The sequence below is a fragment of the Rhodococcus sp. RDE2 genome (genome assembly GCF_020885655.1).
GTDB classification, from domain to species: domain Bacteria; phylum Actinomycetota; class Actinomycetes; order Mycobacteriales; family Mycobacteriaceae; genus Rhodococcus; species Rhodococcus pyridinivorans.
Genome location: NZ_AP025186.1, coordinates 1,189,784 through 1,202,666, shown reverse-complemented (window position 1 = coordinate 1,202,666; position 12,883 = coordinate 1,189,784). Strand labels below are relative to the sequence as shown.

General features: G+C 67.5%; 12 protein-coding genes and 1 tRNA gene. 5 read left to right on the top strand and 8 right to left on the bottom strand.

Going from position 1 to position 12,883, the window contains the following annotated elements; all coding sequences use genetic code 11:
* Position 1: 1 nt before the first annotated feature.
* Together LPH33_RS05810 and LPH33_RS05805 are read right to left on the bottom strand one after the other, a co-directional pair.
* Positions 2–427 (bottom strand): hypothetical protein, encoded by a 426-nt coding sequence (locus LPH33_RS05810; RefSeq protein ID WP_016691478.1) that lies wholly within the window; start codon positions 425–427, stop codon positions 2–4.
* Positions 424–888, bottom strand: a complete 465-nt coding sequence (locus LPH33_RS05805) for an effector binding domain-containing protein (protein ID WP_026060997.1) — start codon at positions 886–888, stop codon at positions 424–426. Before LPH33_RS05805 ends, LPH33_RS05810 begins: the two co-directional genes overlap by 4 nt.
* 236 nt (positions 889–1,124) lie before the next feature.
* Between LPH33_RS05805 and LPH33_RS05800 the strand changes: the two genes are divergently transcribed.
* Entirely contained in the window at positions 1,125–2,165 is a 1,041-nt protein-coding gene (locus LPH33_RS05800) for an NAD-dependent epimerase/dehydratase family protein (RefSeq protein ID WP_229567409.1), read from the top strand.
* A 99-nt stretch (positions 2,166–2,264) separates the two neighbouring features.
* Positions 2,265–3,335 (top strand): class I SAM-dependent methyltransferase, encoded by a 1,071-nt coding sequence (locus LPH33_RS05795; RefSeq protein ID WP_229567407.1) that lies wholly within the window; start codon positions 2,265–2,267, stop codon positions 3,333–3,335.
* Positions 3,336–3,375: 40 nt separating this feature from the next.
* Here the strand turns inward: LPH33_RS05795 and LPH33_RS05790 are convergent, their stop codons facing one another.
* The 6 genes from LPH33_RS05790 to LPH33_RS05765 form a co-directional block, all read right to left on the bottom strand.
* Positions 3,376–4,038, bottom strand: coding sequence for a MazG family protein (locus LPH33_RS05790; RefSeq protein ID WP_016691474.1), 663 nt, complete (start codon positions 4,036–4,038; stop codon positions 3,376–3,378).
* Complete coding sequence (gene mfd / locus LPH33_RS05785) at positions 4,035–7,688, bottom strand: transcription-repair coupling factor (RefSeq protein WP_229567406.1); 3,654 nt, start codon at positions 7,686–7,688, stop codon at positions 4,035–4,037. The genes LPH33_RS05790 and mfd overlap by 4 nt, the downstream gene beginning before the upstream one ends.
* An 88-nt stretch (positions 7,689–7,776) precedes the next feature.
* Complete coding sequence (locus LPH33_RS05780; RefSeq protein ID WP_229567404.1) at positions 7,777–8,352, bottom strand: PIN domain-containing protein; 576 nt, start codon at positions 8,350–8,352, stop codon at positions 7,777–7,779.
* 66 nt (positions 8,353–8,418) lie between these two features.
* The gene (locus LPH33_RS05775; RefSeq protein ID WP_088899102.1) at positions 8,419–8,748 is read right to left on the bottom strand and encodes a helix-turn-helix domain-containing protein; all 330 of its coding nucleotides are present in this window, start codon (positions 8,746–8,748) and stop codon (positions 8,419–8,421) included.
* Positions 8,745–9,386 carry a ScbR family autoregulator-binding transcription factor gene (locus LPH33_RS05770; protein WP_267499189.1) on the bottom strand — a complete coding sequence of 214 codons (642 nt, stop codon included), beginning with the start codon at positions 9,384–9,386 and terminating at the stop codon, positions 8,745–8,747. The genes LPH33_RS05775 and LPH33_RS05770 overlap by 4 nt, the downstream gene beginning before the upstream one ends.
* Positions 9,387–9,469: 83 nt before the next feature.
* Entirely contained in the window at positions 9,470–10,075 is a 606-nt protein-coding gene (locus LPH33_RS05765) for a TetR/AcrR family transcriptional regulator (RefSeq protein ID WP_172415033.1), read from the bottom strand.
* A 192-nt stretch (positions 10,076–10,267) separates the two neighbouring features.
* On the opposite strand from LPH33_RS05765, the gene LPH33_RS05760 reads away from it, so the two are divergent.
* The 3 genes from LPH33_RS05760 (at position 10,268) to LPH33_RS05750 (ending at position 12,868) form a co-directional block, all read left to right on the top strand.
* A tRNA-Gln gene (locus LPH33_RS05760) sits at positions 10,268–10,339 on the top strand.
* Between the two features lie 79 nt (positions 10,340–10,418).
* A complete protein-coding gene (gene glmU / locus LPH33_RS05755; protein WP_060652170.1) occupies positions 10,419–11,894 on the top strand; it encodes a bifunctional UDP-N-acetylglucosamine diphosphorylase/glucosamine-1-phosphate N-acetyltransferase GlmU in 1,476 nt (491 codons plus the stop codon).
* Positions 11,891–12,868: a ribose-phosphate diphosphokinase gene (locus tag LPH33_RS05750; protein ID WP_006553847.1), complete on the top strand. Its 978-nt coding sequence runs from the start codon at positions 11,891–11,893 to the stop codon at positions 12,866–12,868. Before glmU ends, LPH33_RS05750 begins: the two co-directional genes overlap by 4 nt.
* Positions 12,869–12,883: the final 15 nt, after the last annotated feature.

Sequence of the window (12,883 nt, the reverse complement as noted above, 5' to 3'; positions counted from 1 at the left end):
GTCAGGCCAGCGAGATATACAGTTCGGGTTCCCCCCGCTCGGGAATGCAGGCCACCTCTTCTCCGAGCGCCCGATTGATGAGCCCCTCCTTCTCCGCCATCTCGACCTGACGCCACAGTTCGCGGTAGGGGTCGGGCGACGGCCCGTCCAGGACGAACCGAGCGGCGAACTTCTCCCCCACCCGGACCATCGAATCCCCCACGGCAAGCTCTTCCGGCTCGTCGCATCGGTATCCGAACACTGCCGACCATCCTGCTCTCGGATGACAGACGAACACAACGGTCAGGTCACGAATATTACGAGCGCGCAACCGTTCGACGGTGAATTCCATCAGTCCGTCCGAGTCCCGCGTCACCCCGGGTTCCAGACCCGGAACCACCAGTCCGCCGACGAGATACGGCTCGACCTTCACGATCGTGAACGTCATTTCGCCACTTTCTCATCCGGTTCGACAATGGCGATGTAGAGTTCGATACCGTATGCGTGGGGGTAGTACTCGAAATCCCCCGTGAAGGCACGTTCGATCAGACCACGGGCCTCGGCGTCCCAGATCTGCTCCCACAGTTGCTCGAACACCTCGGTGAACCTGTCCCCCACTGCGGAGAATTTCGCATACCGGCCGGCAGGCACGCGCGAGACGAGATATCCCGGGGGTATGCCGTCGAGCGACTCGCAGCAGAATCCGACGGTCTGCGTGTAGTAGGAACCGATCTCCTCGGCATGATCCGTGTACGTCGCGGCCAACGGGCCACGCGTCTCTCCGTTGAGCACCGCCGACCATGCTCGTTCGAGATGCGGGTCGCGGACCTTTCCCAGGGCTCGACGAGGGCTTCGTACGGGAACACCCGCAACAAAAGTTTCACGACGATCCACGATTTGAAACGACATCGGGCTTCCTCCAAGCAAACGCTTCTGCGCCCCCCCCTGCTTCGTGGTGCCGCCCGACATCGGCGCCACGACTGGGACCAGTACGAGCGTATGTGCAAAGGGATACGGTTTCAAACGCAAATCAAAACCAAATTTAAGTATGTTTCGGCCTTGTTTTCATTCTTTGAGTATGCTTTATTGAGAACGTCGAGCCGGTCGGCAAGGACCGGCACCGACCGGATCCGAGAGAAGTCGACATGCGCGTACTCGTCACAGGACATCAGGGTTATCTCGGTTCCGTCTTGGTGCCGATTCTCCGCAACCGCGGCCACGAGGTATTCGGCCTCGACAACGGCACGTTCGCCGATTGCACGCTGGGCTCCGCGCCCCACGACCCGCCCGGAACGACGGTCGACATCCGGGACGTGAGAGCCGAGATCCTCGCAGGTTTCGATGCGGTCGTGCACCTTGCGGCCCTCCCGAACGACCCCCTCGGCACACTTCCGGCGGACGTCGTGCACGATGTCAACCATCGGGGCACAGTTCATCTGGCCCGCTGCGCGAAGGATGCAGGCGTCCGCCGGTTCTTGTACGCCTCGACCTGTTCCGTGTACGGCAATGCCGGAGGCGAACTCATGACCGAGAATGCTCCGCGTCGTCCACTCACCCCGTACGCCGAGAGCAAGGCACGGGCGGAGGATGATCTGGCAGACCTCGCCGACTCGGATTTCGCTCTCGTGTTCTTGCGTTGCGCAACCGCGTTCGGCGTATCACCGCGGATGCGCACAGACATCGTGCTCAACGGATTCGTGGCGTCGGCCGTGCGCACCGGAGAGATCCGCGTACCGTCCTACGGCATCCGATGGCGGCCACTGGTCCACGTGCGCGACATCGCGCAGGCCTTCGCCTGTGCACTCACGAGACCCGAACACGAAATACGGTGTGCGGCCGTCAACATAGGCACCGAGGAGGGCAATGTGACAATCCGTGAGATCGCGGAGTCCGTCGCGCACACGGTTCCGGGGACGACCGTGACCCTCACCTGCGAGTCCGACCCCGACCTCCGCTCGTACCGCGTGGACTTCTCGGCCGGCCGCCGTGCCCTGCCGGACTTCGTTCCCTCGTGGACCACCGCTGCCGGGGTGACGGAGCTGTATCGGAGCCACCTCGACACCGGAATCACCCGGGACAGTTCCGCACACCGCTTCACACGACTCGAGCATCTGCACCGCCTCGCGACCCGGGGACTGCTCGACCCGACCTTGCGGCCGAGACCGATAGGCGCGCACAGTGGATGAGCTGTCGAACGCCACCTCACGACAGGGGTCGGGCGATCGCCGGATCGGCTCGGTCACGTGAACAGATGTCGTGCGTGTGGTCACCATCACCTGGAGCGCGTGCTCGATCTCGGCTCCGTACCTCGCGACGATCTCTTCCCACCCGTCGAAACGGTCTCCACCACAGCAGAATCGGGTCCCACCCTGGCGATGGAACTCTGTGCGGGTTGCGGACTCGCCCAGCTGGCCGTGACCACCATCGTCCCCGACGAACCTCGAGGACACGAATCGCGGGCCCTGCAGGAACAGGCGCGATCGGCGGTCGAAGCCGTCGAAGCCGACGGATGGCTCCGCGGTAGCACGTTCACCGAGTTCGGTAGCCCGCACAGCGGATCATGGTTGCCGCTGCTCGTCGAGCGGGGCTTCCATCCCACCCCGGTGGGCGCTTCTGCTTCTCTCGTCCTCGATTCCTTCGCGATGATGCACGAACCCGACCAGCGAGCCGGTTTCCTGAAGCGTGCGGCAGCCCTCGAGCCCGATGGCACCTTCCTGATGCAGTTCCAGTCCCTGTCGGCGATCACGTCTCGAGGACGATGGAATACCTTGCGGCACGGTCACTTCGCTTACTACTCCCTGACCGCACTCCGCCGGTTGCTCGGTGACGTGGGCCTACACATCGCCCAGACGTGGATCTTCGATCTACACGGCGGATCGGTCCTGCTTGCAGCGCAACGTGATCCGTGGACGAGTTCGGCACCGGGAACACGGCGCCTGTTGGCCTCCGAACGCGCGATGGAATTGACGAACCCTGTCACTCTCGGCACCTTGCAACGGCAGGCCGACCGACAGGCAGCCGAGTTGAACAGCTGGTTGAAACAGATGCACATGCGGAATCGGAAGGTCTTCGCCTACGGATCGGCCTCCCAGGCCGTCGCTCTGTTCGTCCGGGCTCACGTGGATCGCTCCGTCATGGCCGGCATGGCCGACGGTTCTCTGCCCGCAGCAGGCCACCGCATGCCCGGCACCGACGTTCCCATCGTCGGCCTCGACGCATTACGTGCCGCGGCGCCCGACTGCATCCTGCTCACGGCTCCTGAACGGCTACACGAAGCACGAGTGCAGCTTCCGGAATTCCACGGCCGCTGGTATCTGTCACCGGACGGCCGGAACGGAGTCCGGTTCGGCGGCTGAGCGCTCGGTATCGATGCGGAGTGGACCGGATACTCGTCGCCTAGGAGGCGGTTCTCCAGTAGCGGCGCCACGTTTCCTCGTCGAGCCCGCCGCGCGGAACACCGTCGGTGTGCGCGGCCTCCTCCGCCGCCCGGATCGATCCGGCGAACGCGAGGATCGCCGACCGGAGCGTCGACTCCGTGTCACCCGTGCCGGTGATCCGGACGACCCGCAACGCCTCGGGCACCAGGTCCTCCGGGAGGCCCGCCCGCATCGCGCGTTCGATCACCTTGTCGGCCAGGGAGAGTGCAGGCTGCGCCGTCGCGATCCCGTCGAGGCACGACGCGCGTGCCTTCTCCGCCTTCTTCGCGACCTCCCACGCCGCTTCCTGCTCGGCGACGTCGAGCGGACCGGTGTGGCCGTTGGTCAGGTGCGGGCTGCGCGCTGCCAGCTTGGCGACGAGCGTCGCCGCCACGTCGTCGACCGTGAACTGCCCGTTCGCCTCGGCGATCCGGGAATGGAACAGCACCTGCAGCAGCAGGTCGCCGAGTTCTTCGCGGAGCTCGTCCGGATCACCCGACTCGACGGCGTCGAGGACCTCGTAGGTCTCCTCGATCAGATAGCGGCGCAGACTCTCGTGGGTCTGGGTGACCTCCCAACCCCCGAACGACCACAGTCTGTCCATCACGGCCGCCGCCTCGGCGAGAGCGGTGTAGTCGGTCATGCATTCACCGTCGCCGCGCTGTTCAGATCCACCGAACCCTGCGGCTTGCCGTCGAGAACGAGCAGGAAGTCGGCGATGTACTGCAGCAACGCCACGTCGCGCACCCGATCCGATCCGACCCCGCCGGTCCGCGGGATCGGCAACTGCACCAGACCGCTCGTCGCGCGGTACTGCGCGCCCGGATACAACCGCTTGAGCCGCATCTGCTTCGAGTCGGGCAGCTCCATCGGCGAGATCCGGATCTGGGTGCCGGTGACCGCGACCTCCTCGAGACCGTACTCGCGGCACAGCAACCGCAACCGGCCGACGGACACGAGCCGCTGGACCTCCTCGGGCAGCGGACCGTAGCGGTCGACGAGTTCGTCGACGACCGTGGCGATCGCGGCGTCGTCGTTCGCAGCGGCGAGCTTGCGGTACGCCTCGAGCCGCAACCGGTCGGACGCGACGTAGTCGGCCGGGATGTGCGCGTCGACGGGAAGGTCGATCCGCACCTCCTTGGGTGCTTCGTCGGTGGTGACCGTGCGGCCGTCGGCCGCGGCCCGGTACGCCTCGACGGCCTCGCCGACGAGCCGCACGTACAGGTCGAAGCCCACGCCGGCGACGTGGCCGGATTGCTCGGCACCGAGAACGTTGCCGGCGCCGCGGATCTCGAGGTCCTTCATGGCCACGGCCATACCCGCGCCGAGATCGGAGTTCTGCGAGATCGTGGCGAGCCGGTCGTAGGCGGTCTCCGTCAGCGGCTTCTCCGCCGGGTACAGGAAGTACGCGTAGCCACGCTCGCGCGAACGCCCGACGCGACCGCGCAGCTGGTGCAGCTGCGACAGGCCGAGCGAATCCGCGCGTTCGACGATGAGCGTGTTGGCGTTCGAGATGTCGAGACCGGTCTCGACGATCGTCGTGCACACCAGCACGTCGAACTCGCGCTGCCAGAAGCCCTGCACCGTCTTCTCGAGCGTCTCCTCGTTCATCTGCCCGTGCGCGACCGCGACCCGCGCCTCGGGGACGAGATCGCGGAGTCGCTTGGCGGCCTTGTCGATCGAGCTCACCCGATTGTGGACGTAGAAGACCTGGCCGTCGCGCAACAACTCCCGGCGGATCGCCGCGGCGACCTGCTTGTCGTTGTAGGCGCCCACATAGGTGAGGATGGGGTGCCGTTCCTCGGGCGGGGTGAGGATGGTGGACATCTCGCGGATCCCGGCCATGCTCATCTCGAGGGTTCGCGGGATCGGTGTGGCCGACATCGTGAGCACGTCGACGTGCGTGCGCAGCGCCTTGATGTGCTCCTTGTGCTCGACGCCGAAACGCTGCTCCTCGTCGACGATCACGAGACCGAGGTCCTTCCAGCGGATCCCGGTCTGGAGCAGGCGGTGGGTGCCGACGACGATGTCGACGGTGCCGTCGGCCATGCCCTCGGTGATCGCGCGCGAATCGGATGCGTCGGTGAACCGGCTCAGTCCCTTCACCGTCACGGGGAAGGCCGCCATCCGCTCGGTGAAGGTCTGCAGGTGCTGCTGCGCGAGCAGAGTCGTGGGGACGAGCACCGCGACCTGCTTGCCGTCCTGCACGGCCTTGAACGCCGCACGCACCGCGATCTCGGTCTTGCCGTAGCCGACGTCGCCGATCACGACGCGGTCCATCGGCACCGCCTTCTCCATGTCGGCCTTGACCTCGGAGATCACCGTGAGCTGATCCTGTGTCTCGGTGAAGGGGAAGGCGTCCTCCATCTCCTTCTGCCACGGCGAGTCGGGCGCGAAGGCATGGCCGGGCGAGGCCTGCCGCGCTGCGTACAGCCGCACGAGCTCGCCGGCGATCTCGCGAACCGCCTTGCGCGCCTTGCGTTTGGTGTTGGCCCAGTCGGATCCGCCGAGCTTGCTGACGGACGGCAGCTCACCGCCGACGTACCGGGAGAGCTGGTCGAGCTGTTCCATCGGCACGAACAGCTTGTCGCCGGGCTGGCCACGCTTGCCGGGTGCGTATTCGATGACGAGATATTCGCGGCGGGCACCGCCGACGGTCCGCTCGACCATCTCGACGAACTTGCCGATGCCGTGCTGGTCGTGGACGACGAAGTCACCGGCGTTCAGGGCGAGCGGATCGACCTGGTTGCGACGCTTGACGGGAGTCTTGCGGCCCTCGGTGACCACGCGGTTGCCGGTGAGGTCGGCCTCGGTGACGACCACCAGCCCCGGCACCACATTGTCGTCGTTGCCGGGGAGGACGACGCCCTCGTGCAGGCAACCGCGCATGACACCGACCTGCCCGCGCACCGGTTCGGTGCCCGGTTCGAGCTTCGCGGCGGGGACCTCGTTCTCCTTCAGCCGCTCGAGGATCCGCTGTCCGGTGCCCGCACCGGCGACGACGATCACCGCGCGGCCACCGGCGGTGACGTGGGCGCGCAGGTTCACGAACAACATCGACAGCAGGTCCTCGGAGCCGCGGACCTCGGGGGCCGGCTGCACGTCGAGGACGAGTTCGGTGTCGGCACCGGACGCGAGCGGGCTGAGCGTCCACCATGGTCTGCCCGCGGCCTGCGCGGCCTCGCGCACCTGACGCAACGACCGGTAGGCCGACGCACCGAGATCGAGCTTCCGGCCGTCCACTCCGTTGAGGTTCGAGGTGTCGAGCGGCGCCGCGCCCCCGATCGAGGCGGCGGTCCACGACGCCTCGAGGAACTCCTGCCCGGTGCGGGCGAGATCGCTCGCGCGGGTGCGGACCTTCTCCGGATCGCAGATCAACACGTGCGTTCCGGCGGGCAGAACATCGGTGAGCAACTGCAACTCGCCGGGCTGCAGCACCGGCAGCAGCGCTTCCATGCCCTCGACGGGGATGCCGCCGGCCATCTTGTCGAGCATCTCGACGAGGGCCGCGTCGGCCGGGTTGTCCTGGGCGAGCTGCGCGGCGCGGGCCTTGACCTCGTCGGTGAGCAGCAGTTCGCGGCACGGCGACGCGACGAGCACCGGCACGTCGACGTCGGAGATCGAACGCTGGTCGGCGACGGAGAAGCAGCGCAGTTCGGTGACCTCGTCGCCCCAGAACTCGACGCGGACCGGATGGTCGGCCGTGGGCGGGAAGACGTCGAGGATACCGCCGCGCACCGCGAACTCACCGCGCTTGCCGACCATGTCGACGCGGGTGTACGCGAGTTCGACGAGTCGCTCGACGAGTTCCTCGAAGTCGTGTTCGGTGCCGACCCGCAGCGTGACGGGGTCGATCTCGCCGAGTCCGGGAGCCATCGGCTGCACCAGCGACCGCACGGTGGCGACGACGACCCTCAGTTCGGGTCCGAGATCGCGATCGTCGGGACGGGCGAGGCGGCGCAGGACGTGCAGGCGACGGCCGACCGTGTCGGCGCTCGGCGACAGGCGCTCGTGCGGCAGGGTCTCCCACGAGGGAAACTGCGTGACGCCCTCGCCGAGCATCTCGGTGAGTTCGGCGGTGAGATCGTCGGCCTCGCGTCCGGTGGCGGTGACCACGAGCAGCGGTGACTTCTCGGCCAGCGCCGCCGCGACGAACGGCCGCGCGGCGGGTGGTGCGACGATCTCCTGTTCGGCGGAACCGGCGAGCTCGCCGATCCTGCGCAGTCTGTCGTCGGCCAGCGCGATCCGCGCCAATCCGGACAGTGGGACAGCGGCCGGGGGCACAGCAGACAAGGAAGGCGCTCCTGAGTGTGGGACGAGAACCTTGTCGAGTCTATTCCGCTGTTCCCCCGGGCGTCACCGCGCCGGGGCGCGAGGATGATCACCGTATGGGGACGAGGAGGTCGGCGCTGTTGGCACCGAGATCGCGCGCCGCCCACTCGGCCAGCTTTGCGAGCAGTTCGTCGTCGTCCGCCTCGCGCCGGGTGTCGTCGTCGGCGAGCCAGCGGCGGCGCACCATCCTCAGCAGTGCCGCGCGGGTGCGGGCGGGATCGGCGTCGAGCGCGAAGGTGACGAAGGCGTCGGGTGTCCACGCTTCGATGCCCGATCGTTCCAGTGCCCCGGTGAGCTCGGGGTCGGCGGTGACGACGGCGTCGGCGTGGCACAACAGCGCCACCGAGGTCACGTGCGCCTCCCTCGGTCCCGTCACGTGCGGCACCTCGCGGAGCACGGTGGTGGGCCAGACCACCCGGGCGTCGGGGAAGGCGCGGTCGAGTTCGGCGAAGAGGAAGTCGCGGGCGGGACGCAGCAGTTCCTGCGGCAGTCGGCGGTCCACTTCCGCGATGATCCCGTCGCTCCAGAAGGGTTGGTAGAGGCCCTCTTCGACGAGGGCGAGCGCCACATCGCGCAGGCGGGGGCGGGCGAGGACCGTCGCACCGAGCACCACTCGAACCGGCATCGTCACCCTTCGTCGAATCGTCGGAACGGACCGTACCGTGCTGCCGCGACGGGCCGCGTCATGCTGTCAGAACGGGTCGTACAGTCCTTCGCGCCGCGTGAGGTCGGCGAGTCCGTCGAGGACCGTCGTGACCACCTCCGCCTGCTGCTTCGCGAGTTCGAGGACGTCGGAGCGCGACACCCTCCGGTGCAGGCCGTGGAAGTCGGCGGCGAGTGCGCCCGTGTCGACCAGGCGGGCGACGTGTCGGCGGGAGCAGCCGAGGACGTCGGCGGCCTGGGCGATGGTGAGCAACGACGGCACGACACCGATCGTCACGGCGGTGTCGGGCCCGAACCGGTCGAGCAGACCCGCCAGCGCCGCGGGGGCCTCCTCGGCGGAGAACGGCCCGAAACTCACGACTGCAGCCGCAGACGGCGCTCCACGAACTGCCGGAAGTATTCGAGCTTGTTCGCCGGCACCAGCGCGGGCAGGATCATCCGCCACATCGCGCCCGTCTGTTCGGCGAGCCGTTCGGTCGCCTTGAGGGCGTTCGCCATGATCCGGGCGCCCATCGCCTGCTCGAGCAGCAACAGGGAGACGGCGTGGACGTCGACGTCCTCGACGAGGTCGCCCTCCTCGGCGGCCCGGGCCGCGAGTTCCTGCAGGTTGTTCTGCCAGATCTCGTAGGGCCGGTGCTCGGTGCCCTGGTAGTCGCCGATCTCGACCAGCAGCCGGAACATCGCCCGCACCACGGAATCGGTCTCGGACATGTCGACGTGCAGGACCGACAGGTCGATCAGTGTCTCGAGCGCCGGGGAACGGCGGTCCATCTTGGATTCGGCGGCGGCCTCGAAGCGGAGATAGCCGGAGTCGATCACCCCGCGCGCCAGTTCTTCCTTCGAACCGAAATGGAAGTACAGCGCACCCTTGGTGACGCCGGCCTCCTCGATGATGTCGCCCAGGTTCGCGTCCGCGTACCCGTCGCGCACGAAGATCGTCGCTGCGCCCTGCAGCACCGATTCGCGCGTCACCTCTGCGCGTACTTGTCGTCCCACCACAGCCTGCCTTCTCACGGGTATCCCAACGATAACGCCACTTACCTGAAAGTAGAGAGCAGACGGTCCCGAAAACGAGAGGACTATTCGGAAACCGGGGGTTCCCCGAGCTTGGGGTCCGCTTCCAGACCGATGAGGCCGTTCCAGCACAGGTTCACGAGGTGGGCCGCCACATCCTCCTTCGACGGGGTGCGGCGGTCGAGCCACCACGTCGCGGTGGTGGCGACCATGCCGACGAGCGCCTGGGCGTAGAGCGGGGCGAATTCGGGGTTGAGGCCCCGCCGGGAGAAGTCGCCGGTCAGCAGCTCCCCCACCTGCCGCATCGCCTCGTTGAGCAGGCTCGAATAGGTGCCTTCCTCGGCGGACATGGGCGAGTCGCGCACGAGGATGCGGAAGCCGTCGGTGCGTTCCTCTATGTAGGTGAGCAGCGCGAGCGCGGCCCGCTCGACGCGGATCCTCGACCGGTTGCGGGTGAGGCTCTCGGTGACCATCGACATGAGAACGGTCATCTCGCGGTCCACGACCACCGCGTAGAGGCCTTCCTTACCGCCGAAGTGCTCGTAGACGACCGGCTTGGAGACCTGCGCCCGCTGGGCTATCTCCTCTATGGAGGTGCCCTCGTAGCCGCGCTCGGCGAACAGGGCGCGACCGATCTCGATGAGCTGTTCCCGACGCTGCGTGCCCGTCATCCGGATCCGCGGAGCGCGCTCGGTTCGCTTCTGCGACGCCTGCGACACAGGTCCTCCTTCGGCGGCGGGACGTACTCGAACGTTCGACAGCCTATCCATTCCCGATCGCGCCACCCCAGGTTCGACGTCGACGCCGTCTCGTGCGAGGATCGGGGGCACACGCCCGCCGGTTCCGCCGCGGGGGTGTGGCAGTCCGCCGTGGTGTAATCGGCAGCACCTCTGATTTTGGTTCAGATAGTTCAGGTTCGAGTCCTGGCGGCGGAGCGGGAACCGTCCCGGGGAGCCTCAGCGCTTCCCCGGTGCACGCACGGACCGGCGTGCAGAAACGTGTCGAGGGAGCTACATGCAGGTGCAGACCGCGATCGTCGTGCTGGCAGCCGGAGCAGGAACAAGGATGCGGTCGAAGACACCGAAGGTGTTGCACACCCTCGGTGGACGCACGATGCTCGCGCACTCCCTGTACGCCGCCGCCGCACTCGGACCCGCCCATCTCGTCACCGTCGTCGGGCACCGCCGCGAGGAGGTCTCCGCCGAGGTGAGCGCCGTCGCCGCGGGTCTCGACCGCGAGATCCTGGTGACCGTCCAGGAGGAACAACTCGGCACCGGCCACGCCGTGGAGTGCGGCCTCGGTGCCCTCCCCGACGACTTCGACGGCACAGTCGTCGTCACCGCCGGTGACGTCCCGCTGCTCCGCCCCGACACCCTGCAGGAACTGCTCGACGCGCACCTCGACACCGAGCCGGCCGCCGTCACCGTCCTCACCACGACGGTGTCCGAGCCCACCGGCTACGGACGCATCGTGCGCACCACCGACGGCGACGTCGCCGGGATCGTCGAGGAGAAGGACGCCTCCCCGACGCAGCGCGCGATCCAGGAGATCAACACGGGCGTGTACGCCTTCGACGCGGCCGCGCTGCGATCGGCCCTCGGCAAGCTGAGCGCCGACAACTCGCAGGGCGAGCTGTACCTGACCGATGTCGTGAAGATCGCCCGCGGCGAGGGCCACACCGTCCGCGGTGTGCACACCGACGACGCCGTGCAGGTCTCCGGCGTCAACGACCGCGTCCAACTCGCGGCACTGACCACCGAACTCAACCGGCGCCTGCTCGAGCACTGGATGCGTGAGGGCGTCACGGTGATCGACCCGGCCTCGACGTGGATCGACGTCGACGTCGTGCTCGGCACCGACGTCACCATCCACCCGGGTGTGCAGTTGCGCGGCCGCACGGTGATCGCCGACGACGCGGAGGTCGGCCCCGACACGACGCTGACCGACGTGCAGGTCGGCGCCGGTGCCACCGTGGTGCGCACCCACGGCTCCGACGCGGTGATCGGCGCGGAGGCCACGGTCGGCCCGTTCACCTATCTGCGTCCCGGCACCGAACTCGGCGCGTGCGGCAAGCTCGGCGCCTTCGTCGAGACGAAGAACGCGCAGATCGGGGCGCATTCGAAGGTCCCCCACCTCACCTATGTCGGCGACGCGGAGATCGGCGAGCACTCCAACATCGGAGCGTCGAGCGTGTTCGTCAACTACGACGGGGTGAAGAAGTACCGCACGGTCGTCGGGTCACACGTCCGGACCGGGTCGGACACGATGTTCGTCGCTCCCCTCACGGTGGGCGACGGCGCCTACACGGGCGCCGGAACAGTACTCCGTCGCGACGTTCCTCCGGGGGCGCTGGCGGTGTCGGGTACGCCACAGCGCAATATTGAAGGATGGGTCCAGCGAAATCGCGCCGGTACCCCCGCTGCCGAGGCAGCATCGAGAGCACAGCAGCAGCACGACCACGATCGCCAGAAGGACGGCCAGAACCAGTGACCAATTGGATCGACAACCAGAAGAACTTGATGCTCTTCTCCGGCCGGGCCCATCCCGAGCTGGCGGAGCAGGTCGCGAAGGAACTGGGCGTCCCCCTCACCCCGCAGACGGCACGGGACTTCGCGAACGGTGAGACGTTCGTGCGTTTCGAGGAGTCGGTGCGTGGTTCGGACGCCTTCGTGCTGCAGAGCCATCCGTTCCCGCTGAACCAGTGGGTCATGGAACAGCTCATCATGATCGACGCGCTCAAGCGTGGTTCGGCCAAGCGCATCACCGCGATCCTGCCGTTCTACCCCTACGCCCGTCAGGACAAGAAGCACCGCGGCCGCGAGCCCATCTCCGCCCGCCTGATCGCCGATCTGCTCAAGACCGCCGGCGCCGACCGCATCATCACGGTCGACCTGCACACCGATCAGATCCAGGGCTTCTTCGACGGTCCGGTCGACCACATGCACGCCCAGGGCCAGCTCGCCGAGTACATCCGCGGCAAGTACGGCGTCGAGAACATCGCCGTGGTCTCCCCCGATTCCGGTCGTGTGCGTGTCGCCGAGAAGTGGGCCGACACCCTCGGTGGCGCACCGCTGGCGTTCATCCACAAGACCCGCGACCCGCTGGTGCCCAACCAGGTCAAGTCGAACCGCGTGGTCGGTGAGGTCGACGGCCGCACCTGCATCCTGATCGACGACATGATCGACACCGGCGGCACCATCGCCGGCGCCGTGAAGATCCTCAAGGAGGCCGGCGCGGGCGACGTCATCATCGCCGCCACCCACGGTGTGCTCTCCGATCCGGCCGCCGAGCGCCTCGCTTCGTGCGGCGCCAAGGAGGTCATCGTCACCAACACGCTGCCGATCCCGCCGGAGAAGCAGTTCGACTGCCTCACCGTGCTGTCGATCGCTCCGCTGCTCGCGCAGACGATCCGCGAGGTCTTCGAGAACGGCTCGGTCACCTCGCTGTTCAACGGGGTCGCCTGACCTTCCGCTCGACGA

Bases quoted from the DNA above. Each gene is read 5' to 3' on its own strand.
- LPH33_RS05810 (WP_016691478.1), bottom strand. From the start codon at position 427: ATGACGTTCACGATCGTGAAGGTCGAGCCGTATCTCGTCGGCGGACTG.
- LPH33_RS05765 (WP_172415033.1), bottom strand. From the start codon at position 10,075: ATGACGGGCACGCAGCGTCGGGAACAGCTCATCGAGATCGGTCGCGCC.
- LPH33_RS05805 (WP_026060997.1), bottom strand. From the start codon at position 888: ATGTCGTTTCAAATCGTGGATCGTCGTGAAACTTTTGTTGCGGGTGTT.
- glmU (WP_060652170.1), top strand. From the start codon at position 10,419: ATGCAGGTGCAGACCGCGATCGTCGTGCTGGCAGCCGGAGCAGGAACA.
- LPH33_RS05790 (WP_016691474.1), bottom strand. From the start codon at position 4,038: ATGACCGACTACACCGCTCTCGCCGAGGCGGCGGCCGTGATGGACAGA.
- LPH33_RS05780 (WP_229567404.1), bottom strand. From the start codon at position 8,352: ATGCCGGTTCGAGTGGTGCTCGGTGCGACGGTCCTCGCCCGCCCCCGC.
- LPH33_RS05800 (WP_229567409.1), top strand. From the start codon at position 1,125: ATGCGCGTACTCGTCACAGGACATCAGGGTTATCTCGGTTCCGTCTTG.